This is a genomic window from Chryseobacterium sp. KMC2, assembly GCF_016756935.1.
Lineage (GTDB): Bacteria > Bacteroidota > Bacteroidia > Flavobacteriales > Weeksellaceae > Chryseobacterium > Chryseobacterium rhizosphaerae.
This window is the reverse complement of the sequence record NZ_JAESIT010000026.1, coordinates 1-26,769: the sequence shown is the minus strand read 5'-3', so window position 1 is coordinate 26,769 and position 26,769 is coordinate 1. Positions and strand designations below refer to the sequence as shown.

At 36.1% G+C, this 26,769-nt stretch carries 22 protein-coding genes and 3 tRNA genes; 7 read left to right on the top strand and 18 right to left on the bottom strand.

Features of this window, described 5'->3' with window-relative positions; genetic code table 11:
• Nucleotides 1-4 precede the first annotated feature (4 nt).
• Both JML65_RS21410 and JML65_RS21405 read right to left on the bottom strand, forming a co-directional pair.
• A complete protein-coding gene (locus JML65_RS21410) occupies nucleotides 5-1,189 on the bottom strand; it encodes a hypothetical protein (RefSeq protein WP_202272083.1) in 1,185 nt (394 codons plus the stop codon).
• A gap of 141 nt (nucleotides 1,190-1,330) precedes the next feature.
• Nucleotides 1,331-1,480 (bottom strand): hypothetical protein, encoded by a 150-nt coding sequence (locus JML65_RS21405; RefSeq protein WP_202272081.1) that lies wholly within the window; start codon nucleotides 1,478-1,480, stop codon nucleotides 1,331-1,333.
• Between the two features lie 552 nt (nucleotides 1,481-2,032).
• On the opposite strand from JML65_RS21405, the gene JML65_RS21400 reads away from it, so the two are divergent.
• Nucleotides 2,033-3,319: a DEAD/DEAH box helicase gene (locus JML65_RS21400; protein WP_047487071.1), complete on the top strand. Its 1,287-nt coding sequence runs from the start codon at nucleotides 2,033-2,035 to the stop codon at nucleotides 3,317-3,319.
• A gap of 68 nt (nucleotides 3,320-3,387) precedes the next feature.
• Here JML65_RS21400 and JML65_RS21395 read toward each other — a convergent pair whose 3' ends face one another.
• The 8 genes from JML65_RS21395 to JML65_RS21360 all read right to left on the bottom strand — a co-directional run bounded on the left by JML65_RS21395 (nucleotide 3,388) and on the right by JML65_RS21360 (nucleotide 11,069).
• Nucleotides 3,388-4,149, bottom strand: a complete 762-nt coding sequence (locus tag JML65_RS21395; protein ID WP_202272079.1) for a TatD family hydrolase — start codon at nucleotides 4,147-4,149, stop codon at nucleotides 3,388-3,390.
• Nucleotides 4,150-4,156: 7 nt separating this feature from the next.
• The gene (locus JML65_RS21390; RefSeq protein WP_202272077.1) at nucleotides 4,157-4,681 is read right to left on the bottom strand and encodes a DUF4269 domain-containing protein; all 525 of its coding nucleotides are present in this window, start codon (nucleotides 4,679-4,681) and stop codon (nucleotides 4,157-4,159) included.
• Nucleotides 4,674-5,633 carry a GSCFA domain-containing protein gene (locus JML65_RS21385; RefSeq protein WP_202272075.1) on the bottom strand — a complete coding sequence of 320 codons (960 nt, stop codon included), beginning with the start codon at nucleotides 5,631-5,633 and terminating at the stop codon, nucleotides 4,674-4,676. The genes JML65_RS21390 and JML65_RS21385 overlap by 8 nt, the downstream gene beginning before the upstream one ends.
• Before the next feature lie 87 nt (nucleotides 5,634-5,720).
• Nucleotides 5,721-6,692 carry a polyprenyl synthetase family protein gene (locus tag JML65_RS21380; protein WP_047494488.1) on the bottom strand — a complete coding sequence of 324 codons (972 nt, stop codon included), beginning with the start codon at nucleotides 6,690-6,692 and terminating at the stop codon, nucleotides 5,721-5,723.
• A gap of 101 nt (nucleotides 6,693-6,793) precedes the next feature.
• Nucleotides 6,794-7,936: an inorganic phosphate transporter gene (locus JML65_RS21375; protein ID WP_047494485.1), complete on the bottom strand. Its 1,143-nt coding sequence runs from the start codon at nucleotides 7,934-7,936 to the stop codon at nucleotides 6,794-6,796.
• Between the two features lie 22 nt (nucleotides 7,937-7,958).
• Entirely contained in the window at nucleotides 7,959-8,597 is a 639-nt protein-coding gene (locus JML65_RS21370) for a DUF47 domain-containing protein (RefSeq protein ID WP_042723220.1), read from the bottom strand.
• 152 nt (nucleotides 8,598-8,749) lie between these two features.
• Nucleotides 8,750-10,465, bottom strand: a complete 1,716-nt coding sequence (locus JML65_RS21365; protein ID WP_047494481.1) for a DEAD/DEAH box helicase — start codon at nucleotides 10,463-10,465, stop codon at nucleotides 8,750-8,752.
• A gap of 421 nt (nucleotides 10,466-10,886) precedes the next feature.
• Nucleotides 10,887-11,069, bottom strand: a complete 183-nt coding sequence (locus JML65_RS21360; RefSeq protein ID WP_047494478.1) for a bacteriocin-like protein — start codon at nucleotides 11,067-11,069, stop codon at nucleotides 10,887-10,889.
• 168 nt (nucleotides 11,070-11,237) lie between these two features.
• On the opposite strand from JML65_RS21360, the gene JML65_RS21355 reads away from it, so the two are divergent.
• From JML65_RS21355 to JML65_RS21345, 3 genes are all read left to right on the top strand, one after another.
• Nucleotides 11,238-11,900, top strand: coding sequence for a DUF2461 domain-containing protein (locus tag JML65_RS21355; RefSeq protein WP_202272073.1), 663 nt, complete (start codon nucleotides 11,238-11,240; stop codon nucleotides 11,898-11,900).
• Nucleotides 11,901-12,228: 328 nt separating this feature from the next.
• Nucleotides 12,229-13,023: an FkbM family methyltransferase gene (locus JML65_RS21350; protein ID WP_047494474.1), complete on the top strand. Its 795-nt coding sequence runs from the start codon at nucleotides 12,229-12,231 to the stop codon at nucleotides 13,021-13,023.
• 9 nt (nucleotides 13,024-13,032) lie between these two features.
• The gene (locus JML65_RS21345) at nucleotides 13,033-14,511 is read left to right on the top strand and encodes a lipopolysaccharide biosynthesis protein (RefSeq protein WP_202272071.1); all 1,479 of its coding nucleotides are present in this window, start codon (nucleotides 13,033-13,035) and stop codon (nucleotides 14,509-14,511) included.
• A gap of 162 nt (nucleotides 14,512-14,673) precedes the next feature.
• Here JML65_RS21345 and JML65_RS21340 read toward each other — a convergent pair whose 3' ends face one another.
• The 8 genes from JML65_RS21340 to JML65_RS21305 all read right to left on the bottom strand — a co-directional run bounded on the left by JML65_RS21340 (nucleotide 14,674) and on the right by JML65_RS21305 (nucleotide 26,249).
• Nucleotides 14,674-15,816: a cytochrome-c peroxidase gene (locus JML65_RS21340; RefSeq protein WP_202272069.1), complete on the bottom strand. Its 1,143-nt coding sequence runs from the start codon at nucleotides 15,814-15,816 to the stop codon at nucleotides 14,674-14,676.
• Between the two features lies 1 nt (nucleotide 15,817).
• Nucleotides 15,818-17,407 carry a DUF6850 family outer membrane beta-barrel protein gene (locus tag JML65_RS21335; protein ID WP_202272067.1) on the bottom strand — a complete coding sequence of 530 codons (1,590 nt, stop codon included), beginning with the start codon at nucleotides 17,405-17,407 and terminating at the stop codon, nucleotides 15,818-15,820.
• The gene (locus JML65_RS21330; RefSeq protein ID WP_084087854.1) at nucleotides 17,397-18,740 is read right to left on the bottom strand and encodes a DUF4876 domain-containing protein; all 1,344 of its coding nucleotides are present in this window, start codon (nucleotides 18,738-18,740) and stop codon (nucleotides 17,397-17,399) included. The genes JML65_RS21335 and JML65_RS21330 overlap by 11 nt, the downstream gene beginning before the upstream one ends.
• 18 nt (nucleotides 18,741-18,758) lie before the next feature.
• Nucleotides 18,759-21,455, bottom strand: a complete 2,697-nt coding sequence (locus JML65_RS21325; protein WP_237390961.1) for a TonB-dependent receptor plug domain-containing protein — start codon at nucleotides 21,453-21,455, stop codon at nucleotides 18,759-18,761.
• A 213-nt stretch (nucleotides 21,456-21,668) separates the two neighbouring features.
• Nucleotides 21,669-22,715: a hypothetical protein gene (locus tag JML65_RS21320; protein WP_202272065.1), complete on the bottom strand. Its 1,047-nt coding sequence runs from the start codon at nucleotides 22,713-22,715 to the stop codon at nucleotides 21,669-21,671.
• A gap of 101 nt (nucleotides 22,716-22,816) precedes the next feature.
• Complete coding sequence (locus JML65_RS21315; RefSeq protein ID WP_202272063.1) at nucleotides 22,817-23,671, bottom strand: glycosyltransferase; 855 nt, start codon at nucleotides 23,669-23,671, stop codon at nucleotides 22,817-22,819.
• Between the two features lie 78 nt (nucleotides 23,672-23,749).
• Nucleotides 23,750-25,150, bottom strand: coding sequence for an aspartate ammonia-lyase (aspA, locus tag JML65_RS21310; protein WP_047494455.1), 1,401 nt, complete (start codon nucleotides 25,148-25,150; stop codon nucleotides 23,750-23,752).
• Nucleotides 25,151-25,223: 73 nt separating this feature from the next.
• Nucleotides 25,224-26,249 (bottom strand): N-acetylmuramoyl-L-alanine amidase, encoded by a 1,026-nt coding sequence (locus JML65_RS21305; protein WP_202272061.1) that lies wholly within the window; start codon nucleotides 26,247-26,249, stop codon nucleotides 25,224-25,226.
• Nucleotides 26,250-26,384: 135 nt separating this feature from the next.
• Between JML65_RS21305 and JML65_RS21300 the strand changes: the two genes are divergently transcribed.
• From JML65_RS21300 to JML65_RS21290, 3 genes are all read left to right on the top strand, one after another.
• Nucleotides 26,385-26,469: transfer RNA gene (locus JML65_RS21300), tRNA-Ser, on the top strand.
• 14 nt (nucleotides 26,470-26,483) lie between these two features.
• Nucleotides 26,484-26,558 (top strand) — tRNA-Pro (locus JML65_RS21295).
• A 42-nt stretch (nucleotides 26,559-26,600) separates the two neighbouring features.
• Nucleotides 26,601-26,674, top strand: a tRNA-Arg gene (locus JML65_RS21290).
• The last annotated feature ends 95 nt before the right edge of the window (nucleotides 26,675-26,769 follow it).

Sequence of the window (26,769 nt, the reverse complement as noted above, 5' to 3'; positions counted from 1 at the left end):
TTATTTATTTTATTTTGTTTTTGAGTTTTTCTATCTCTTCATTTTGTTTTTTCAGCTGGCTGTTCTGATCGAGTAATTGTTTATTCTGATCTATTAAATGTAGGGTCAATTCTTCCACTTTTTTAAGCAAAAGAATGTTCATCTCTTTTAGTTCAATTCCATTTTTAATGGCCTCTTCTGTAGTAGGAACTTCTGGTAGATGCCCATTTTTATCAATAAACTGAGCCAGATCGTTCAAAGGCATCAGCTTATAATTTTTTTCAAAAACATAGTCTGCCCACCCATTATTGGCTGCAATATCTACTTTCACTTTCTCTGTTCGGATTCCGTCCTTTACAAAAAGTTTATATTTCTGTCCATCAGGAGCAATGCCATCGGCAGGAAGCTGAGTCGTAAATTGCCCTATACCTATGGTCCCATTGTTTCCTACGATCCAGTTTCCGATATTCAATTCATTTTCAGGAGACGTTGTGTTATAGGGAGTGATAAAGCTTCCAATAAAGATATTGTTGTTTCCGGAGGTGATCAGTTTGGCATTAGAATGTCCTACATTGATGTTCCCTGATCCCTTTGCCAAAGATCTGAAAGAATCTCCCCCAAGTATTGTATTATAGCTTCCGAGCTGGATATATCTTAAAGCACTTGTACCTACTGCCAAATTAAAATCTCCTACCAAGCCTCCGGATCCCATGGTTGAGTTTCCAAGACCCACATTTCCGAGACCTGACTGAAAGTGTTCTAAAGCATTCATTCCTAATGCTGTATTAAAATTACCTGACACGGTACTTCTCATACTGTTTGCCCCTAAAGCCACGTTGTTGTCTCCACTTGTGATAAGAGACAGTGCATTATTTCCTAAAGCTGTATTACCATTACCTGCTGTATTTTGGGTTAAAGTTCCCATTCCAAAAGCAGTATTGTATAATCCTGTCGGACTATCTACTCCGCCGCCAAAAAAAAGGTTTTTATCCCATACATGCCCGGGCCCTGTAACATTAAAAAATATAAATCTTCCATTTTCAGTGATCTTCATCTTCTCAGCATTGTTTGTTTTGAATACTAAAGATTGATTATCCGTAGTCCCTATGAAATTTGTTCCGGCAACTGTTCCGGCATTTCCGGTTAGGCTCCATTGGGCATTGGCTGTTAAACTGAAAACAGCAGCAAGTAAAACGATTGTTTTTTTCATGATTAAAAGTTATTTTTTGACTTTACATTTCTTTACAAAGGGAGAAATGAGTTTCCATCCTTCCTCCTGAATTAATTATTTTTAATGAATGGTTTAGAAATCCTGCAACAGCACGCACTGTACTACAAGCTTCTATTGCCGTCATCTGGCTATTGATAAGGGTAGCAGACTTGCATTGGAAAAATTAACGGTGGCCTTAGTTCCAAAGTACCAATTGTCATTTTCTCCCTGAGCAAATAGTATGTTTATTCCAAAACTCAAGAAAAACAAAAGAAAAATCTTCGTCTTCATATTATATTATTTAAATGGATTGATGTTTGGCTTTACTGCTTTATGTATCTCTTTCCAGAATTTCTACATTCTTTAGCAGATCACTTAAGTACATTTGAGATTCTTATACTTTATTAAGTAAAAGATCTTATACTGATGATGTTTTTGTTTGGGTAGGTATTATAGGTCTTGTGTTCCCGGTATGTTCATAAAATTGAACATACCTACTAAAACCTGTAATAGATACAGGTAGAAGGATTATTTTTCTCATGGTTAGTTTTTATTATCATTTCAAATGGATATCACAAGCACTAAAAAGATATTATGCCGCTTCAATGAAATGTTATATTTTTCAAAAATAATATAAATATAATTAAAAATATAAATTAAAAACCAAATAAAACGAAAACAAATTAATCAATACATCATAAAACAGGATTAAAACTGGAATATAATAAACCTATTAGCGGATCAGAAGAACAAAATTAATTCTTAAAAATATTTAGATTACCTTTGTAGAATGTAATTCTTTCAGGCTGAAGGAATTTTTATTTAAATTTTAAAATAATTCATTTGAATTTTACAGACTTACAATTAATAGAACCTATTGCAAAAGCAATCCAGGAACAAGGGTATACTAATCCTACTCCCATTCAGGAAAGATCTATTCCTGAAATCTTGAATGGCAGAGATTTTTTAGGATGTGCGCAAACCGGAACAGGAAAAACAGCGGCCTTTTCTATTCCTATTTTACAGAACCTATCTAAAAAGAAAATTTCTAACAATCATATAAAAGCCTTAATCCTTACTCCAACCAGAGAACTGGCGATCCAAATAGAAGAAAATATCAATGCTTATGGTAAATATCTTCCATTAAAACAGCTTGTTATTTTTGGAGGGGTAAAACAGGGCAACCAGGAAGCTGCACTGAGAAGAGGTATTGATATTCTGGTGGCTACACCGGGAAGACTTCTTGACTTCATTGCTCAAGGCATTATCAGCCTTAAAAACATTGAGATCTTCGTCCTTGATGAAGCAGACAGAATGCTTGATATGGGTTTTGTACATGATGTTAAAAGAGTAATTAAGCTTTTGCCTCAGAAAAGACAGACATTATTCTTTTCCGCAACAATGCCCGGAGAAATTCAGAAATTGGCTAATTCCATACTGAATAATCCTGTAAAAGTAGAGGTAACACCTGTTTCTTCTACAGCAGATACCATCAAACAATCTGTTTATTTTGTAGAAAAAGATAACAAACTAAACCTGTTATCACATATTCTTCAGAATGACATCTCAGATTCTGTATTGGTATTTGCCAGAACAAAACATGGTGCTGATAAGATTGCCAGAAAACTTCAAAAAGATAATATCTCTGCAGAAGCCATTCATGGTAATAAATCTCAAAATGCGAGACAAAACGCATTGAATAATTTCAAATCCGGAAAAACAAGAGTACTTGTAGCTACAGATATTGCAGCGAGAGGGATTGATATTGATGAATTAAAATTCGTAATCAATTTTGAGCTGTCTGATGTTTCTGAAACGTATGTACACAGAATTGGAAGAACAGGAAGAGCTGGTGCAGAAGGAAATTCAATATCTTTTGTAGACGGACTTGATCTTCTTAATCTAAAAAATACAGAAAAACTTATCGGAAAGAAAATTCCGATTGTAAAGGACCATCCATTCCATACAGATGATTTGGTTGCTCAAAAAAGAGATTCAAACAACAAACCGATGTCGGGAGGAGGCGAAAGACAAGGCCCGAGACCAGCAAGGACTCCCAATAATAAAAAACCGGCTGCATCCACAGGATTTAAAAAGCCTAAGAATAAAAATTTCACCAGAAAGAAATAAAAATAAAAAAGCCTTTTCAAAAATTGAAAAGGCTTTTTTATTTTATCTTATATTCAGTAAAAAGCAGTCTACTTAAATAATTTTTTTGCATTTTCAGTAGTAATCCTGTCAATCTCTGAAAAATCTTTCCCATAGATATCTACCAGTTTCCCGGCAACTAAATCAAGGTATGAGCTTTCATTTCTTTTTCCTCTGTGAGGAACTGGTGCCAGATATGGAGAATCTGTTTCCAGAACAATCTTCTCTAAAGGGATTTCGTTCAGAAACTGGTCTATTTTACCATTTTTAAAAGTAACTACCCCACCGATACCCAAAATAAAGTTAAGGTCTATAGCATGCTTCGCCTGCTCCAGATTACCCGAAAAGCAATGGAAGATCCCTCTGAGCTTCGGATGTTTTTTTCTTTCAAGTACTTCAAATGTTTCATCAAAGCTTTCTCTTGTATGGATCACAATAGGAAGATCTTTTTCTATGGCCCAGTCAATCTGCTGTTCAAAAGCTTTCACCTGAATATCCAGAGTAGTTTTATCCCAATACAGGTCGATTCCTATCTCCCCTATCGCCGGAAAATTTCTTTGATCAAGATAGTCTTTTACGATTTCAAGTTCTTTTTCCCAGGATTCAGGCTTTACATAACAGGGATGTAAACCCATCATTGAAAAAATCTGTCCGGGGTATTCGGTTTCCAGCTGAAGCATCTTTTCATGAGACTCAGAATCAATAGCAGGAAGATAAAACTCTGTAATCCCTTTATCTATAGCTCTTTGAATAGCTTCTTTTCTATCTTCATCAAATTCTTCTGCGTATAAATGTGTATGTGTATCAATCATTTTCTTATCATTTTAACAGATCTTCATAAGGATTTTCCAGATTCATCAGCATTCCAAATGCCGGTTCTGTCTTTATTCCCTGTTTTTTCAGTTCTATTATCTTCTTTTTAAATTCTTCTCCTTTTTCCTGTAGTATCCTGTATTCGGCAATCATATGCCTGTAAGCATTCTGCTCTCTGGCGGGTTTATTCTGACCAAAAATCTCAATGGGAAATTCGTCCAGCATAAAGTTTAAAACGATACTTGCTTCACCATTCACCGTTATATTTTCAACCTTAACATCGGTTTCCCGAGGAATCAGTTCATGTAAGCTTAGTTCTTCCAAAAAATCCTCTTTAGCTCTAAGGTCTACTTCACAGATAATATCCAGATCGCTGCCTGCAATATCGATTTCAATGGGAATGGTTCCGGCCAATAAAGGTGAATAATTACTTAGCTTTTCAAAGACCTTATATTTTGTGAGTACTTCAAAAGCCCTCTTTTGTCTTTCATTTCCATTTTTCAAATAATCAATCTGCGTAAAATCAATCATTTGAAAATATTTTATGTTTTACTTTCGTTCGTTGATTTTCGATTCTCTGATCCAGTTTTTCCCGGAATTCAATAAACTTCGGATCTTTTTTATCGCTTGTTTTATGTTCTAAGGCTTTGGTAATTTTAAAATTTTCTTTAATAAAATCTTTTGTATCCTCAGAAAAATAAGCATCCCCAAATTTGTCAAAAATATAGTTTACAGCCTGGGTACTGGGATGAATCATGTCTTCTTTATAAAAACGGTAATCCCGGAGATCATCCATTAAAATTTCATAAACAGGCAAATAATGACAATCTTCAAACACGGATATAGATTCATGAATAGCGGTAATGAGTTTGGATTTACTCAGCTGGTTCTCAATCATTCCGTCTTTGGTATGTCTTACCGGTGAAACGGTAAATAAAATCTGTACATCTTCTTTACAAATATCCTTAAGGTCTAAAATTGTATTGTAAATAGAATGTGTCAGTTCCTGATGGGAAAGCAATTTTTTTTCGAAAAACTTCTGGGGAATCTTATGACAATTGGCAACGAGCTTTTTCTTTGGAATAAATTCATAGATAAATGAAGTTCCATAGGTAATAATAATCCAGTCTGTCTCCTGAAGAAAAGCATTGCCTTCTTCAATCGCCCCATTGATTTTATCCAAAGTCTGATGAATATACCGTGTATCAAAACTCGTATGATGATCCAGTGAAATATATTCTTCATTATACGTGATCAGATCCTCTTCTTCATAAAATAATGAATCATGGAGTATTTTTACTTCATTGCGAATAGAAAAGGGGTTAAAAATGGTTCCAAAAGGATTATTAAGGGTCTGCAGCTGTCCCTGATGCAATAGATCAGTCATTTCTGAAGCAAAGCACGAGCCTATTGAAAATATTTTATCTTCAATCTCAATTTTCTTTTCTGATTTTTTAATATCAACCTCAGTTCTGAATTTCATTTTTTTCAGGGAGTAGAAATTAGGTAGCAGGTAATAAGTTCTTATTAACGAAACCTGTCACCTGCTAACTCTTATCTAAAATCTTATTTAGCTTTCTCTTCTCAACAAATAATTGGCCAATTCTATAAACGGCTTCTTCTTTTCTTCAGGGATATCAATTTTCTGAAGATAGCTCTGCCCTATTTCATTGTGTTTCTCAATTAAACGAAGTGCTCTATCATCTACTTTTGTTCTTCTGAAGATCTTTTCAACTCCATAGATTTTATCTACGTTATCTGTCTTCTTAGAATACCAGTAATCCAGTTCCTTTCTTTCTTCTTCCGTGGCATGTTCTTTTGCCAGTAAATAAAGAACCGTCTTCTTATTTTCATAGATATCTCCCGCATGTTTCTTACCAAACTGAGCCTGATCTCCGAACACATCAAGATAATCATCCATAATCTGGAAAGCAATCCCAATATGTTTCCCGAAATTGAAAATAGCTTTGGCATCTTTAAAATCAGCTCTTGCAATCAATGCACCGATCTCAAAAGAAGAAGCACTCAGAACTCCTGTTTTATAAGTAATCATTCTGATGTAGTCATCAAAAGTCACATCTTTCTGAGTCTCAAAGTTGATATCATACTGTTGTCCTTCACATAATAAAAGTCCTGTATGGGTAAAAATTCTGATACAGGCTTTAAAAATTTCAGGCTCCAGGTCTTCAAAGAATTTATAGGCTTTAAGCATTAGTCCGTCTCCGGAAAGAATACCTACATTGATTCCATGTAGCGTATGGATGGTGGGCTTATTTCTTCTTAAAGGAGCCTCATCCATAATATCATCATGGATCAGTGTGAAATTATGGAAAAACTCTATAGCCAAAGCAGGCTTTATAGCCTCCTTCAGGTCTCCTCCAAACAGATCACATGCCATCAGTACCATAATAGGACGAAGACGTTTTCCTCCATGAGAAATGATGTAATTCATCGGATCATAGAGTTCTCTGGGCTTATCTTTAAAAGTATACTTATTGATGGCGTCACCAACGATCTGCTGGTATCTGTCTAAAAATTCCATAAATTCTTATAATTTGAACAAAAATACGATTTTTCGGGGCTTTATAAAACAAAAAACTTTGCCCTTATGGACAAAGTTTATATGATTTTTTAATTTTTATCTTAAGATAAGAAACTTACTAAAAGATAGGTAATTCCTGCTACAATAGCTGAAATAGGAATTGTAAGTACCCAAGCCCAAAGTAAGCTTACCGTAATCCCCCATCTTACCGCAGAAATTCTTTTCGTTAATCCTACTCCGATGATAGAACCTGTAATTGTATGGGTTGTAGATACAGGAATACCAAAGTGGTCAGTAATGAATAGCGTGATTGCTCCTGCAGTCTCTGCACTTACTCCTTCCAATGAGGTTACTTTTGTAATTTTAGTCCCCATTGTTTTGATAATTTTCCAACCACCACTCATAGTACCTAAACCGATTGCCAGGAAGGAAACCAAAGGAACCCAAAGATAATGTTGTGCAAAGTAATCAAAACGTCCTGCAGAAGGAATATTCAGATAAATAGGATCATGCAGCATCTCCACATGATAATAAATCAATGCTGCTCCTATAATCCCCATTACTTTCTGTGCATCATTCAAACCGTGTCCTAAGCTAAATAAAGCTGAAGAAGCCAACTGTAATCTTTTAAAAGATTGGTCTGCTTTGTGTGGATTTGATTTTTTATAAAGATGAACAATAATTAATGTGATGATAATGGAGATAATCATCCCTATAATCGGTGCCATGAAGATGAACAAGAAGATAGGAATTACTTTATCAAATTTCACAACACTTTGTGTCGTTACCTGATGTAAGGCATGTTTACAGGTTTCAAAGAAGCCTAAAGCTGGTTGAGCTGCTGCCACATCGTGATAATCCATCATAAAAGCATGCATTAAAGCAGCTCCCAGAAACCCACCAATTAAGGTATGTGATGATGAGGAAGGAATCCCAAACCACCATGTCAAAAGGTTCCAGGCAATAGCCGCTACAAGACCTGAAAATATAACTTCAAGGTTGATGAAATTCTCATTGACCGTTTTCGCAATTGTATTACCAATTTTAAACTCTCCAATAATATAAGCAGCAATAAAAAAAGCGGCAAAGTTCCAAAGTGCTGCCCAAAGTACAGCCTGGAATGGAGTTAAAACTTTTGTAGAAACAATGGTTGCAATTGAGTTGGCTGCATCATGAAAACCATTAATATAATCGAAAATTAAGGCTAAAGCAATAATAACCGTAAGTAAAATAGGAAATTCCATTTTTTGCTATGTTATGTATTGTTTAGGCGTATTTAATCATGATGTTCTCAATCGTGTTGGCAACATCTTCTGCTTTATCAGTTACTATTTCAAGATAGTTCAATACAGATGAAACTTTGATGATATTGATAGCATCATTGGTTTCAAACAATTCTACCATTGAGTTGGACAGTAAATCATCTGCAATATTCTCAATAGAGTTTACTTTGATACAAGCTTCTTTTACTTGCTCCATATTCTTGAAACCTTTAAGGTTTTTCATAGCATTCTGGATTTCAAGACATGCTTTGTGGATCAACAAAGAGAAGTCTGAATAAGCCTTCATCTCAGGTGATTTGTACAAAAAGATATATTTTGTAGAAGCGTAGATGTAATCGGCGATGTCATCTAATCCTGTTGCCAAAGTGTGAATATCTTCACGGTCAAAAGGAGTAATGAAGTTTTTCCCAAGTTCTACGAAGATCTCGTGAGTAAGTTCATCATTTTTATGCTCAAAGTCGCTCATTTTTTTCAACATAGAGTCATCATTAAGATCGAAATCTTTGATTCCTGTGTTGAAGTCTTCAGACATTGCAACTAGATTTTCGGTTACTTTTTCAAAAAGCACGAAAAAGATTTTATCCTTTGGTTGAAAAGCGTGGAAAATATTACCAATTCCCATTTTTTAGTATTTATAATTCGAGTGCAAATTTCCTAAAAAAGGATTTGACCTGAAACTATCTAACATTAAGTTTTGTTAACATTCGCTTACCATTTGATAATCAAACAAAAAAACCGGCATTACTGCCGGTTTTATATAGTGTCAATAAGGGTTTAGTTTGCCACTTCAGCCCTCATATCTTTTCCTTTGAACTTCATTGACTGAATATTGCTTAGGACATTGTCTTTGAATGATTTCTCAACTTCGAAGAAAGAGAACTTTTCCAAGATTTCAATATCACCAATTTCAGCTCTTTTCTTGGTCTTTCCTCCAGCAGTAGCCTGATTGATAATATCTAAAACATCAAGCTTCTTCAAGTGATCTTTCTTTCCAAGATTAAAGAAGAATCTTACCATATTCTCATCTTTTCTTCTTGGCTTTCCACCACGGTCTCTATCTCTTCCGCGATCTCTGTCTCTGCTATCTCTGCTGTCTCTGTCTCTTCCACGATCTCTGTCTCTATCACGACCACGGTCTCTTCTTGAGTAATCGTCATCTCTGCTGCTCAATTTCTGCTCAACAAGATCGTGTTTGTCTTTGTAATATAAAGCAAGATCTTTCAATTGGAACTGTAGCAACTGGTGCACCAATTCTTCTTTTGTAAAGTTGCTTAGATCAGGAATCAGACTATCATCAAACGCAAAAAGATCTTCGTGTTCTGTTAATAGTTTTTCGAAAACTCCACCTACCTGAGCTTTGATAATCTGCTCACCTGTAGGAATGAATTTTTCGTTGATCTCAATCTTTGTTGCAGATTTGATCTGCTTCAGCTTTCTGCTTTCTTCAGGCTTTATTAAGGCCATAGAAATACCGTCTTTTCCTGCTCTACCTGTTCTTCCACTTCTGTGAACAAATACTTCAGGATCATCAGGTAAAGAGAAGTGAATAACGTGAGTCAGAGAGTTTACATCCAATCCTCTTGCTGCAACGTCTGTAGCGACAAGAATATCGATGTTTTTCAATCTGAATTTCTTCATTACCGTATCTCTCTGCGCCTGAGAAAGGTCTCCATGAAGTGCATCTGCTGCATATCCATTCTGCATCAAGAAATCAGCAACCTCCTGAGTTTCCATTCTCGTTCTACAGAAGATAATGGAATACTGATTAGGGTTTGCATCGATCAATCTTTTCAATGCCTCTTTTTTCTGACGGTAACCTACCACGTAATATTCGTGCGTAATGTTCTTCTTCACTTCGTTGATAGAACCTACTGAAATACGGTGTGGTTTTGTAAGGTAATTTTTGGAAATTCTTTCCACTTCTTTATTCATCGTTGCCGAGAATAAGAAAGTCTGTTTAGTTTCCGGAGTTTCGCTTAAGATGGTTTCCAATTCGTCTTTGAATCCCATAGAAAGCATTTCATCAGCTTCATCTAATACCAACCAATGAATAGCAGAAAAGTCTAATGCTTTTCTGTTGATAAGATCAATTACTCTTCCCGGAGTCCCCACGATAATCTGTGGTTTATCCCTCAAAGATCTCATCTGCTCTACAATACTACTTCCACCATACACCGCTGTGGTTTTGATGTCTTTCATGTACTTAGAGTAATTCTTTATGTCTTTAGAAATCTGAAGACATAATTCCCGTGTCGGACAAAGCACCAATAATTGGATTTTGCGACTCGTATCGTCAATCATATCCAAAATCGGAAGCGAAAACGCTGCTGTCTTGCCTGTCCCTGTTTGCGCAAGTGCGATCAAGTCGCGAATATCTGAAAGAATAAAAGGGATAGTCTGTTTTTGGATTTCTGTTGGGCTTTCGTAGCCCAGTTCGCCAATTGCCTTAAGAATATCAGGACTTAAATTGGTTTCCGTAAATAAATTCATTAACTATTTTAAAATTTTTGCAAAGATACAATAAATATTTGACTTGTTTTTGAATAAAGTTTTAAATATACAATCTTAAATTCAGAATCCTTTACTATTTCTTTAATTTTTTGAAAATTAAATCTAAAAAAACACCCTTCAAGTTAAAGACTTGTTAAACATTATTTTTTTTTATTAAATTGGATTGATTTTTTCTGTGTTATTTATGAATTTTCAAAAATACACCATACAACAGTTCCATTATTCTACCCATAAATGATTTTGAACCCATCGGTAAAAGCCTATTGGGTATTTTATAGTAGAACAGGAATTATCTTTAACATTCAATCTCTTCTAATTATTATTTTAGTTCAATAATACAATGATTAAAAATAAAGGCTGTCTTTCTTTTGAGACAGCCTTAAGTTACCTTTTCTAACAATTAATGATTAGGCACGCATCTTAAAAATGTAGGATCTCCATTAAGTGCCTGACAATAGCACTCGTAAAGATAATTTCCACATTGTTCTCCTACTTTACTGCAGTAAGATCCACAGCTGTATGCAGCTGCTCCTCCCTGTAACTTTTTCAAATCCATTCTTGAGATTTTTTTCAGATTTTTCATAGTATGTACGTTGTAATAAGTTGGTATCTCAAAGCTAAAAAATAAAATTCCCTGCCTCGTGAACTCCAGTTTAATTTTTGGTAAACGCAAGTTTATTTTTTAACTTCGTTTAAAAATAAATCGGCAGATCATCTTTCTTTACAACCCATAGTAATCCAACCTCACAAAATGAATACAATACAACCGGAAACACTTACATTTCTAAAAAAGCTAACCAACAACAATAACCGTGAATGGTTCAATGAGAACAAAAGTCTCTATACGGAATCACAGGAGAATGTGATTTCTTTCCTGGAAGATTTAATCAAAGAAATGTCAGGTTTTGATGAGAATCTGGCTAAAATAGATCCTAAAAAAGCCATGTTCAGAATTTACAGGGACACCAGGTTTTCAAAAGATAAAGTTCCATATAAAACCAACTTCGGAGCTTCTTTAGGAATGGGCAAAGGAAGTCAGAAAGGAGGATATTATCTTCATATTGAACCCGGGAAATCATTTCTAGCCGGTGGAATCTATATGCCTGAATCTTCTGTTTTGAAAGAAGTAAGAAAGGAGGTTTCTTTGTATGGTGATGACTTTCTCAAAATTTTAAATCATAAAGATTTCAAAAAGCATTTTCCAGAACTTGATCAGGATGATAAACTTAAGAAAGTTCCTCAGGGTTTTGAAAAGGAAGATCCTATGGCAGAATATCTGAAACTTAAAAACTTTATCGTACTCTACCATTTAAAAGATGAAGAAATACTGGATAAAAAAGCGGTGCAAAATCTGACAAAGATCTTTAGCCTCATGAAACCTTTTAATGACTTTCTGAACACTCCTTTTGTGTAACCAATCCGGAAACTGCATGATAAAACAGTTCTGTTAAATTCTTACAGATACTGCAAAATTCTCTTTACCACCCATTGATATGCCTTACAGGTAATATTGGGGAGAAAAACAGCTATGCTTTATCATTTTATGCTGTTCCAGAATCTTTAAAACAAGCTGTTTATTAGCCAGAGGAGTCTCCCGGACAAAGGAAAAACCTGTTATATCTCATTTTTCCTCAAAACTATCCGGAAATACTACCCACTGAAAATCAACCTATTATATTTAACATTTTTTAAGATAAGTTTTACATTTTTGCTTATCTTTGCTGTTCGTCAAAAAGCTAAGGATGTCTTTATACCAAAAAATTGCAGAAAAACTACAATATATAAGTCCGAATTTCTACAAAAAAAGATATTTTAAGACCTTAAACAATCTTAATAAAAATAATTTTTCGGAACGCAATGTAGAACCGGAACTGGTATGGATCAAGGAATACCTTCCAAAGAATGCTGTAATTCTGGATATTGGTGCGAATGTAGGAACTTTCCTTTATCAGTTGGAAAACAAGTTGGATCATGAGCATATTTATGCTTTTGAACCTAATAAAAAGCTTTATCAGCGTCTTAAAAGACTGTTTCCCACGATGCAGATTCTTCCGTTGGCCCTTTCTGACGAAAATACGACAGCTGAATTTAAAGTTCCTGTCATTAATGGAAAAACAATTGCTTCCCGGGGAACCTTAAATACTTCTTATAAGGAAAAAGGGGAAGAGAAAAGCCTTACTGAAAAAGTGAAGGTTATTAAATTGGATGATTGGGCTGCCCTGGAACATTTTGACAAACTGGATTTCATCAAAATAGATGTTGAAGGAAATGAGATAAAGACTCTTCTGGGAGCAAAAGAAACCATCAGACAGTTCCGACCGACCTTAATGGTTGAAATGGAACAAAGACACCACCAAACGCCTATATGGAATGAAATCTCTGAAGTGCAAAGCTGGGGATATGAAGCTCAATATCTTAACAGAGACAGCTTTATACTGCAAACACTTACAGAGGATATTTTACTGCAAAATACAAGTGACGAAAAAAATAAAACTCAGTATATCAACAATATTATTTTTATACCTAAAAACATTTAAAACAACTTTATGAGCGTAGTAGCGAGACAAGGCTTCAAATATTCCATTATCGGTTATATTGGTTTTTTGCTGGGCACGGTTTCCGCAATATTCATTTTCCCCAATGACTTTGAATTTTACGGAAAACTTCGCTATATCCTTCCTACTGCCGAAATGTTGGTTCCTTTTGTAGTATTGGGTATTTCTTATTCTAATGTAAAGTTTTTTCACTCGGTAGAAAAAGACGGTAAGAAGCAGAATATGCTTTCATTATCACTGCTCACTGTTTTTGTTAATTTTCTCATTTTTGCGGCAGTGTTTTTTGTACTGCCTTACTTTTATCCGAAGTTCAGACACTCGGAAGCATGGAAGATCAAAGAAATGATTCTTCCATTAATTTTGATTCTTTCGTTCTGCGCTATCTTCAATAAGTACACTTCCAACTATAAAAGAATTGTAGTTTCCAATATCTTTGATAATCTATTTCCCAAAATAGCCAATCTGGGCGCTTTTTGTTTATTTTATTATTTTGCCCTTTCTCAAAAAGTTGCTTTTGCCTTCTTTTTCGGAATCTTTGCTTTAATGCTTTTTGGGTACATCTATTACACGAACAAACTTGAAAAAATACATCTCGATTTTAATACAGATTATTTTAAGAAAGATGATTTATGGAAAAAGTTTTTCAACTACAGCTTTTTTGGGTTTCTGGGGACTTTCGGAAATTACCTGGCCATCAACAGTTTTATGATTGGTGAATTTATGGGAATGGAAGAGGTAGGAATTTATTCTGTACTGTACGCCCTTATTTCACTGATTTCTATTCCCCAGTTGGGATTATTTAATATTTCGGCCCCTATTATCAACAAAACACTTGCTGACGGAGATATGGAAGAGCTGGACAGGTTTCACAAAAAAACCTCGCTCTCTTTATATTTTCTAGGTGCAGTATTATTCTCATGCATTATGGTGGGATTTCCTTACCTGACTCAGTTTATGCCAAAAAACGGAACTATGCTAAGAGAATATGAGCCTGTAGTCTGGATTTGGGGATCTGCCGTTTTAATAGATCTGGCAACCGGCTTCAATGGAAATATTATTTCTCTCTCAAAATATTACCGATTCAATATTCTGGTAATGCTTTTATTAGCAGGATTAACCATTGGGCTAAATTATTACTTCATAAAAAATACAGATCTGAAACTCATTGGAATTGCCCTATCTACCGCTATTTCATTATCTGTTTACAATATCATTAAAATCATCTTTAATTATATCGTGTTTAAGGTATCACCTCTGACTATTGAGATGATTTTCGTTTCCATTATCTGTACTCTGGCAATTACCGTAGCTATTGTTCTTCCTAACTTCAACAGCAATCTTATCAATCTGATTTATAAACCAACCGTTGTATTGATATTGATTTATATTGGAAACTATTTCACCAAGATATTCCCCATTGAAGATTATCTGAATATGAAGTTTATTAAGAGTGTTTTCAAATTTAAATAGAAAGGCTAAGATATAATTTTAGATACAGCACAGCTTAAAACAATGCTACAGCATCAGGAATGTCAATCTTCTACTTCAATTAAGTCCAATACTATCATATAAAACAAAAAACGCTCCGTCCGGAGCGTTTTTATTTATTTCTGAATGCAGCATCTCTGCGTGTTATTGAGCGGGAAGTTCAGGGGGCCTCATTTTATATTTATAGCTGTTAAGTGTTTTCAAAAAAGCTACGATATCAAAAACCTCATCATCTGTAAGGTTCAGCTTGACAATCATCCCTGATTTATGAGGGAATTTCGGATCGTTCACCTGATTGGCTTTAGGTATTTCTCTTCCCATTCCAGCATTATACATCATCACAACATTGGCTAGTTCCGGAAACAGACCGTTATGCATATAAGGTTTATTGTCTGTAACCTCTCTCAGGGTAGGTGTTTTAAATTTCCCTACATCTTCATTTTTCAGGGTTTCCATATACCTTCCAAGATCTTCATATTTTCTGCCATAATACGTAAGACCGAGATTATGAAATTTCTGATCTGAAAAGTAAGGGGTGTTGTGGCAATTGATGCAATTCGCTTTAGTACGGAATAGATGAAGTCCGTTAACCTCAGCATCGGTAAGTTCATTTTTCTTTCCTCCAATAAATTTATCAAAACGGGAGGCAGGGCTCACCAACGTTCTTTCAAAAGTAGCAATCGCCTGGGAAATCCTGTCTTCAGTAACATCCTTAGTTCCGAATGCTTTTTCAAAATAGGTTCTATAACCTTTTATCTTACGTATATTTTTTGTCGCCAGCTTATAGTGAAGATTCATTTCTACAGGATTTTCAATCGGAGATTTCACCTGTTCTTCCAGCGTCATTGCTCTTCCATCCCAGAATAAAGTTTTAGCATATCCTATATTCACCAAAGTAGGAGCATTTCTTGTTCCGGTCTGCCTGTTATGACCAAAAGAGACCCTGCTACCATCGGCCCAGCCCAGATCCGGATTATGACAGTTGGCACAGGAAATCTGCCCGGAGCCTGATAAACGCGGATCAAAAAAAAGCATTTTTCCCAATTCTGCTTTATCTTCAGAATAGGGATTATCTGCAGGAAACTCCATTTTAGGGAGCGCTCCTATATCCTGAAATCCTTCTTTAGCCTCATCAAAAAGGGAGAGCTTAGGCCATAAAGCCTGATTTCCGCTTCCATACATTTCGCGCAGTTCTGTAACCGTATACCCTGTGGGGTCATTCGAAGTGTAGGCAGACATTATCATCACTGATGCAATAGCGAGTATTGCCAGATATCTTTCCTTCATTTTAATAAAATACTTTCAGTGCAAAACTAGCAATAAAGTTCGCATTCCCATTATAGCCTGGTACCGCTTGTTTATACTCATTGGCAGCAAGCCAGTTTTGTGTTAAAACTCCTTCCATTTCATATCGGATCTTCCCTCTGTTCATTTTATACTTCAGATTAAGGGTAAGCCCCAGCTTTTCAGAAGCATCATAAGCATAATCCGGAATAGCAATTTTCTGTACAAATATATTTTCTTTATTACTTTCATAAGGAGTGTATACAAAGTTTTTATGAACAGGAAGATAGAGATACTGATCCACTCCTACTGCCAGTTTATCATCAGCATTGATTCGGAATTCCTTTTCATATCCTGCACAATATTGGAAATAATTAATCTCCCTGTTCAGGACAACCGAAATATCCTTCACATTATTCCGTCCATACAACAGATCCAGACGAATTTTCTGAGATTCATTTTTTGAATTAAACCAACTCACACTATTATTCCATCCCAGCTGGTATTGATGCAGCCTGTAAGTTCTGTACTTAAGTTCATAATTAAAATTATCATCCAGCTGATCCCAGAAATCAAATCTCGAAGCCCAGTTATATCCATTAAACCGCCCTAAAAAGTTGGCATACACACTGTGTTTATCAGTTCTTAATCCTGAATACTTATCATAAACTCTGTAATTCTGATTGTCAGTATCTTTATAAGTATATACTTTATAAAACCGCTCAATAAAATACTGATAATCATATCCGGCACTGAAATGAATATTTCTGTTATTGAATGCATACTCCCCTCCCCAGATATAACCGTCAGACTTATACTCGGTGGAAGAATAAAGGGTTCCTTTGTACTGGTTTCCATACCCTTCATTATAACGGATATATACACTGTCACTGGAAGGAACATTGGTATTCAAATTGACGTACATAATGTCGTTTGCCCTATAATCATTAAAATATTTTCCTTTTGCAAAAAGGCTATGCTGTTTCCAGTTCAGACCAATTTTTGAAAATATATTATACACATAATGGTCTGTTTTCGGGCGGGGATCAGCATCTCTATACGCTTTTGTAAAGTTACCCTCCACTCCCAACTGGGTAATCAGAAAATTAACAGGTCTGTATGCCAATACTCCATAAATATTATAATCCTGTTTCAACCAATCTGCTGCCCGTGGAGCATAAAAATAGGACGGATTATGGATAAAGGACTGATTGGTGGTTCTTTCTTCCGTTAAGATAAAAGGAACGGCGTGTTCTTTTTCCCGAACAGCATTAAGCCTTCCGGAAAGCGCCACCTTTGGAGAAAGCTGAAATACACCTTGTGAATTGAAATTAAAACCTTCGGATTTCTCAGGGGACTGAACTCTTTTAAATCCCTGTTTATTAACCGAATAATTAAAAGATGTCGCAGAGAAATCCAATGGGTGAAAGAAACTCAGGTATGGATTTTCCAGCCTGATATTTTTTTCTACTGTGCTGATATCGATACTATCGAGCCTGGTATCCTGGGAGAATAAGCTTTGATTCGCTATTAACAACAGAAGTACCACTAGGCATGTATTGAGTGATAGTCTATTTTTATAATTATTGTGCATTTCCTCTTGGGTTCGCTTTTATAGTTGTAAAGTCATTTTGTGAGTTATTGGTGTCCATCAGAACCACTCTGCCTTTGATAATTTCTTTTGTTTTACGAATGATGGAATAAGAACTGTAGTCCGGATAAGGTGATCCTGCATCATTTTTTATGAAAGCTCTCGTAGCATCGATACTTACCGGTAAATCTTTCGGAGCTTTCTGCTCTTTATCTGTAGTATCTACCCCATCAATAATAATCTCTTTAGGAATTCTTACGAACAATGCTCCATTTAAATTTTTAGGACTCGGTACTTTTGTAAAAGAAGCAATCTCACCCGGTGTAGCTTTAAAAACAATAAATGCAGGTCTTGAAGTAACTCCCAGCAGCATATCCTTGGAATTCAGTGCCCAATGCACAATTTCCATATCCGGAACCATTATATTCTGGATATCATACAAATAAGGAGTTCCTCCATTAGCTGTAAAATAATCTCCAAGATAGGTTTCAAAGTCCGCTCCACTAAGATCTATAGTCTCTTCCGGTTTTTTTATACTCACAGACTGTCCTTTAATATCATCATACGGAGCTTTATGATTAAGTGCTGTCTGTGCAATCACAATGCTTTTCCCGGGAAGAATAGGATGCTCTTTTCCACTTCCCGGAACTCTGATGATGGTACTGGCATATACAAAATCTGTATTAGCACTTCCTCCGATAGTGTTTCCTGTGGATTTACTCCAGTCATACTGCCCGTTAGGTAAAGTATACGAAGTAACATTACTGTTTGTATTTCCCTCCAGAAGTCCCACATATAAACCGTCAGCATATATCATTTCGTTAGAATTATTATAAATTTCCAGGAAATGGTCTCTGAAACTTGCCGCTTCCGTGGTGGAAGAACCCGCATAATACACCTGCTTGATGACAAGATCTTCTATCCTGCCTGAAGAAAGGGTGATCACGGCTGCAGAAACATTGACATTAACAATAACTTTTTCCTGCATTCCACCGAAATACACTTCCGGATTGATCGTAGGGATTTCAAACGTATCTTCATAATCCTCTTTAGACATCGTCATGTCTGCAGTAATGGTATAGGTTCCGGGAAGAATAGCATTAAATTTCAATTCTCCGTTGACATCGGTTTTTCCAATAATTTTATCTCCCGTAGACGTATTTTCCAGAATAATATTGGCATTCACAGCTTCTTTACCCGACAGCTTTGCATCATATTTAGCTGCTATGGTAAATGGTACTGGCTGAAGATCACTTCCACTACCGAAATCATCTTCCCTTTTACATCCTGTAAGTATAAGAAGAGGTAAAAACAAATAAGTTATTATATTTTTCATAGTACAAAAAGTCTTTTATTAAAATTTATATGAAATATTAGCTCCGAAAGATGCAGGGCTAAAGTTGGTATAAAGCGTTCCGTATTCATTGTATGCCTTAAGGTTGAAAACATTGTTGACGTATATGGAAATTCTGAAACCGCTTAAGAAATCTTTTGTAACCCGAAGATGCACATTGTGTAGTGTTTTCTTCCCCAAACCGGATAAAGATTCTTCAGAGGCTTTTCTGAAAAGGGTCTGATATTTCTGGTCACTTCTTTCTCCTTCCGGAATCATCACAGTGTTAAGCTGCGAATCTATATATCCGATAGGGTAAATACTTCTGCCGAATGTTATTCTTTCATCGATTAAAAAGTGATCTGTGCGGAGCCCTATAATCAATCCGGAAGATGGCAGGTGGTAATCAAAACTAAAGCTGGCTCTTGCCATATTGGCATTAGAATAGGCATCATTATACAGTCCGTACTGAAAGGCAGGATCCGGAATAGGCAGGGCTGCTATTGTCGGTATACCTTCATTCTTTTTACTCTTCGTTTTTACGTAAGAGGCATTAAAACCTGTTATCAGGTTCAGTGCTTCTATCTTTTTAAAAGATACCATAAGCTCTAATCCTTTATCGGTAGATTCATAACCGTTGGTAATCCTGTTTTGTAAATAATAGAATGTATCCTTACCCACGATTTCAAAAGTAGGGACATCAGTTCCCACTGCCGTTATTTCCACTTTGGCTTTATCCATCATTTTTGCTACGGATATAGTGCTGAAGCCATCAAAAAGTTTATTGTAATATCCGGTTAGGTTTATGGTAGCAAAAGGCAGTCTGTAATCTATTCCAAATTCTGTTTTCCAGCTTTTTGAAGGTTTAAGATCTACATTATCTCCCGGAGTTACCACTGTCTGCATAATTCCAACGGTATAATGCCCCGGAATACGGTAATCTCCCAATAGCATATCAAAATACCTTGGTCCTGTATACAGCTGGTTCAGTGAAGGAGCTTTGGATGTCAGTCCTACTCCCGCACGAAGGGTAAGATCCCCCATCTGATATGAGGTATTTACTCTTGGAGACAGGGTTGATTTTCCATTTTGAATATCATAACGCAATCCAAGGTTAGCCCTTATTCCATGTTTGTTGTTTAATCTTTTAAAAATATTATCCTGCACATAAAAGGCATATTGAGTAGTAGCCAATACATTATCCTGATAATTATAATCTCTTACTCCGTTTGCCGTTCCTCCGGCAGAGGCAATCGTTGAGAATTGTCCGGCGGTACCATATTTTCCTTTTCCAAGGTTGTCTCCATATCTGAAATTAAATCCTGCAGAATAGGAATGAACCCATTTTTTAGAGGTAGCATATACGCCATCAGCACTTGCATTGAGGTAAACATTTATCGGTTTTCCATCCACGTAGGTCATGTTTTCATAACTTGGCGGAGTATAAGGAGCGTAGTAGACACTATTTTCCATGGCATTACCATAGGGGCGGGCTCCCTGATTCAGAAAATACTTTCTTTCTGTAAGCTGAGTGGCATAGCTCAGTCCCATATCGGCTCCAATACTTCTAAATATTTTTTTATTGCCTTTAAAAACATATTTAAAATTATTACTTAATGAAAAGCTCTTATTCTTACTGCTGAGTACAATGCCCTGAAGATCGTCAGGATCTTTTTTCCCATTACTCGTATTTTGAGAGAAAGCAAAAGAAAGTTTATTTTTTATGTTGGATGTATTAATTCCCCAAAGAATATTACTGCTAAATCTATCATAGCCTACCAGGCTTGTCCTGGGATCAACAATAGAATTCATATAGTCTGCTGACACATTCAGGGCCTGATCATTTTTCAGAGAAAATCCCCGGGTAAGCCCCAGCTGATAGGTCCCTTCCCTAATGGAGGCATCCAGACGCAGAGGAGATCTTTTGGCAAATGTGGTTACCTTAATCAGCCCGGAAGTCAGATCTCCGTATTTAGCATCAGGAATTCCCTGGATGACTTCTATACTTTCAATATTTTCTGTGGGAATTTCACGCAGGTCAACTCCAAAATTGGGTTGTGCCGGAGTCAAAGTACCTGATTTTCCGGCTGTCGTGGTAAAACCGATTCCGAATGGTGAGCCATAGGCAGAATTATAGCTTTGCATATTTTCATTATTAGACAATGCAATGTCATTCACCATCACCTGTACCCCAAAAGCTTTGTTTCCGGCCTCATCTCCGCTTAAGGAAGTAGAACTCGATGTTATCGAAGCTCCACTCGCTGTACGAAAGACTATATTTTTAAATTTTGCATTATCAAAAGGCTGTATATACTGTCCCGGCAATTGCTGAAGGACATCACCAATAGAAAATGACTGTATATTCTGAAGAGCCTCCTGCTTGATTTCTATTTCAGAGAAGTTTTTCTTTTTCGCGGTAAGTTCTATTCCATCTATTCTAATATCTGAAACAACATCTGTGTATACTATCGCCGCTTTCTTGTCTTTAACAACAAGTTTTTCATTCTTCTTTAAAAAAATAGTTTTAGGAGCTTGCCCAGGTTGCTTTATAATGATTTCACATCCACCGGTGTAGGTAATATCATTTTTATTGGCATAGATCATTCCGCATTTCTTAACTTCAAAAGTCCCGGCATTCAGGTCAATCTTCCTCTCCTGACCATATAAAATCGTAACAGACCCTATAAATAGGGCTGCGCTTAATACAATTCGTTTCAATTTTTTATAATTAGAGCGCGAAGTTATTTATAATTTTTCTAAATAAAAATAATTAAACATTGAAATTTATCATTTCTGCAATAATTATAATAAAAAAATTCGATTTAATCAATTAATACACTGCGCCGTGAAAAACCATATTATATACTAAAAAAGAAGCTCTACCGTAAGTGAGAGCTTCTTTTTGTATGCAAATATTGTTACCAGATCGGGTTATTTAGAAATAAGCCTGAATAAAATTTGTTCTGTTTTTTTCTGAATTTCTATTTTGTTATAATATTTCTGAAAATCAAAATGAAGATGCGTAAGTTCATTCAGCTGGTTCAGAATATTTTCTTTTTCAGGAATAATAAAATCGAGTTTTGAGGGATAACCGGAAGGAAAAACAGCCCATTTTCCGTAGGCTACAGCATCCCCTAGATTACCCGTCATTTTTGTGACTCCGTAGGTTTCTTTTAGGCTGAAGAATTCAGTGTGTTCTTGAATAGGACACCAAAGGACATCTGCTTTCTGCATCCATTTTTCAAAATCTTCAGCAGAAACTCTTTCTGAAAAATAAGTAATGCGGATATTTTCCGGTAATTTTTGCGACAGTTTTCCCAACTCTTTTAATTCACTGTCTTTTGCTTTTCCAAGGAATACAAATTCGCAGGGTTTGTTGGTTTCAGAATGTTGAATTGTTTTAAAAATATAACGGTAGTCTCTTCTTTTCTGCGATACACCACCGGGAATAACAACAACCCTATCCTGGTTTTCAGCAGCACGATAATCCTTTGTATAAAAAAGGGGTAAAAACTGATATTTTTCGGAGCTCATAGCCTCATCCAAGACCAAAAGCGTTCCTGAGGTCTGATATACTTTAGAAGAATAGAACAATCCTTCTTTCAGCCATAACTTGAGCCTGTAAATCACATCTTTTTTAAAGACACTTTTTACCAGATCCAGCTTTGAGGCTTTGCTAAAATTGAGATTGTGAGCAATAACTGCTGTATTGTATTTCTTTGTTATGGCCAAAAATGTATTAAAAAAACGGTGAACCGTTCCAATAATAATCAGATCATATCCTTTATCCTTCAATTGGTCTAAGATCATAGAGCTGTCTGACAGAAATACAGCCTCATCATTTTTACTGATCTGGTCCTTAATTTTTTTTGAAAAATAATAATCTACGGTAAAATCCTTAGTATCCCTCATGATATCCATGAAAGCCTGTGCTATTTCTGCGTGGGTATCAATTTCTATATAGGCTATTTTTTTCATGAATTGCTGGAGATCTTTTTAGGTTTTAGCTAAACCGGGTGATTTTTCCTTTTTTTATTACACAGGCTATATCCTGTTTCTATTGAATATATCTTTTTACTTTACATTTTAAGCCATTTCTTTTTCAGCATTTTCCAACGCTGATCATTTACGGCTTTCTGTTCTTCTTTTGTGATCTTCAGCTCCATTTTTTTTGATCTGCAGTTTTCGTAAGATGAAATAATATCAAAGAAAAATGATGGCGACTTACTTTTCATCGCCTCTTTGGAGGAAGCAATATAGGCAAGGAATCTGTTTAAACCCAGAAAATAAAAATATCTCCCATAGTAATCGGCGGGCCGTATGGTATAATCAGCTCCTTTCACTTTAATAAGTTTAACCTGAAGCTCCGGAAGAACTACTTCCTTCCATCCAAGGTTATCAAGAAGTATAGAATCTATATTATCCCAGCCTAATGTTTCCCTTAAGCCACCGATCTGAATAAAACATTCTTTTCGGTAAGCCTTCATAGGGCCTCTTACATGATTTTTGTTGGAGTTTCCTTCATATATCCAGTGTCCGTCTTTCTCCATATACAGTAAGCCACCTACCAATCCATAAGCAGGATTAGCGGCAAAGGCTGTTTCCAGTGTTCCCAGATAATTTTCAGGAAGAATAATATCTGCATCAAATTTACAGATGATATCAAAATCATCCATAGATTGTTTCTGCAAACCGTTTTTAAAAGCATGAACCACTTTAGAGCCCGGCTGATGCTCAGATTTTTGAAGATTAATGGTTTCAAAGCGTGGGTCAGTCTCCGTATATTTCCGGATGACCTCAGCAGTACGGTCCGTGGAACCGTCATTAACCACAACGACTTTAAAATCTTTACTGCTTTGCTGCTGTAAAGAATCCAAAGTAAATGAAAGATTATTTTCTTCGTTATGGGCAGGAATGATGATTAAAAACCTCACTACTATTTTATAAAAAATGAATAATAAGTGATAAATGATGTGAAACAATCGCAATCATTTATCACTTATTGATTGATATTATTTGTTATGCGGTTTCAGCATATTTTTCGGATCCAGAATTTCATCTAATTTTTCCTGAGAAAGAATTCCTTTCTCCAAAACAAGATTATAAACGCTGTTTCCGGAGGATAATGCTTCTTTAGCGATCTCTGTAGACTGCTTATAACCTATATATGGGTTAAGTGCTGTTACGATACCGATGCTGTGTTTTACCATATTTAAGCACACTTCTTTATTGGCAGTAATTCCTACTACACACTTATCACGAAGTGTATCCAAAGCATTGCAAAGGAAATTGATATTCTCCATGATTGCATGGGAAAGTACCGGTTCCATTACGTTAAGCTGTAATTGTCCTGCTTCTGCGGCAAATGTTACGGTAAGATCATTTCCAAATACTTTAAAGCATACCTGATTCACAACTTCCGGAATAACAGGATTTACTTTACCTGGCATAATGGATGATCCAGGCTGCATTGGAGGAAGGTTGATTTCAAAAAGACCAGCTCTTGGTCCTGAGGAAAGTAATCTTAAATCGTTACATATTTTTGACAACTTCACAGCAAGACGTTTCGTTGCTGATGAATAAATCACATAAGAACCTGTATCCGGTGTAGCTTCTACAAGATCCGGTGCCGAAATAACCGGGAACCCGGTAATCTGAGCTAAATTCTTAGCACAAAGGGTTGCATAGCCTACCGGAGCATTTAAACCTGTTCCAATTGCTGTAGCCCCCATATTGACCTCTACAAAAAGACTGGCATTGTTATTCAATTTGGAGATATCTTCTTCCAGCGTAGCTGCATAGGCTTCAAATTCCTGACCCAAAGTCATGGGTACAGCATCCTGAAGCTGAGTACGTCCCATTTTGATGACATCCTGGAATTCAACTCCTTTAGCACGGAAAGCTGCTACAATTTTCTCTAGTCTTTCTACCAGACCGATATTCATGTGCAATAATCCCATTTTAATGGCTGTAGGATAGGCATCATTGGTGGATTGGGAAAGGTTAATATGATCATTTGGAGAGCAGAATTCATATTCTCCTTTATTTTTTCCTAACTTTTCCAACACGATGTTAGCAATTACTTCATTCGCATTCATATTGATTGAAGTTCCTGCTCCGCCCTGGATCATATCTACCGGAAACTGATCATGATATTTCCCACCAACAATTTCATCACAAGCTTCTGCTATTTTGAAATATAGGCTTTCATCAAGAAGTCCCAATTCATAATTGGTTTTTGCCGCTGCTTTTTTTACAAAAGCTAAGCCTTTAATAAAATCCGGGTATGAAGACAAAAGCTGCCCCGAAATTTTAAAATTGTTGATTGCTCTTTGTGTCTGAACCCCATAATAAGCGTCTAAAGGTACATTCAGTTCCCCTAACAGATCGCTCTCTTTCCTGAAATTTTCCATTACAGATATTTTACTGTTTTTGATGGTTTAAAGATAGCAAAAACGCATCTAAACGATGCGTTTTAATTTGACTTTATTTTACGGGATATTTTTGAATTAATGCCTGAAGTATAGACCATGTTTCAGCGTCCATAATTCCGTCATAATTTTGAGGACGGTAATGGTACTGGAAAGCTTCAATTGTTTTCTTGGTTGCATCATCCCATTTTCCGCTAAGATCTAAAGCGTAACCAAATTTCTGCAATGCCGTCTGGGTCTGGAAAATAAAAGTAGGATCAATGTATTTTGTTGCAAAATCTGCCTGTGCAATACTGAATAAATTCTGTTTTGCCGTTTCATCATACCACATTCCCAACTGATACTCATCATAAAGCTTTTTCCATGGAAACATAGGTCCCGGATCCTGTTTTCTGGTAGGTGCGATATCCGAATGAGCCAGCACATTGGTGGCCGGAATCTGATATCTGGTCACAATGTCTTTTGCCAAAGCAGCTACTTTTCTCACCTGCTCATCACTGAATGTTGCAAATATTCTTTTCCCGGTTGCATCTGTAGTGTATCCGGCATTTACAATCTCTATTCCTATGGAGGTATCGTTAAGGTTTTTATCATTTCTCCATGCACTTACTCCTGCATGATAAGAACGTTTGTTTTCATCTACCAGCTGATAAATCTCGTTATCTCCGGTATTGTTTACCAGATAATGTGAACTTACAGCTTGCTGGGTAAGCACTGTAATCGACTTATCATCCGGAAGTGCTGTATAATGTAATATTAAGTAACGTTGTCTGAAATTTTGTGCAATAGCAGGGAAATAAGTCTTTACCACTTTATATCCAGCCGGTTTTGCAGAAACAATTGAACCGTAACTTGCCGTATTATCATTTTTTGCAGGGTCTGCTATATTAGTCGTAAAAAAATCTACCCCACGGTCAGAAACAATTTTTGGTTTTGGAGCTTCCGGACTTGTTGTTTTAACGACCGGTTTAGGCTGTGATACGGGGGTTTTCGGTTTGTAAGTATTTTTTTTCACATTTTGCTGAGAAGTACATGAAAAAACAAAAGTGCTTAATCCGATGATATATAATGTCTTACGCATTTGTTCAGTTTTTTAATGATTTATTACTTCAAAAATACATAAATTTTTCTTGAATTTTATTTGGTAAATAAAGAAATCTATTCTATATTTGCACTCGCAATAACGGAACAACGATCATTAAAAAATAAACAAAAAGGAGGGTTGCCAGAGTGGTTAATGGAGCAGTTTGCTAAACTGTCGACGCGAAAGTGTCGCAAGGGTTCGAATCCCTTACCCTCCGCACTCTATATATCTCGGGGCGTAGCGTAGTCCGGTCATCGCGCCTGGTTTGGGACCAGGAGGTCGCAGGTTCGAATCCTGCCGCCCCGACTTTTTAATGAAGCTTATTCGATAAGCAAAATCAACTTTTAAGGGTGCGTAGCTCAGCTGGATAGAGCATCTGCCTTCTAAGCAGACGGTCAAAGGTTCGAATCCTTTCGCGCTCACAACGAACTCACAATTTTTATTGTGAGTTTTTTGTTTTATATTAGTTTCATGTGTTGCTGCTGCTATATACTTTATTCTCAATCCTTAGAAAAAT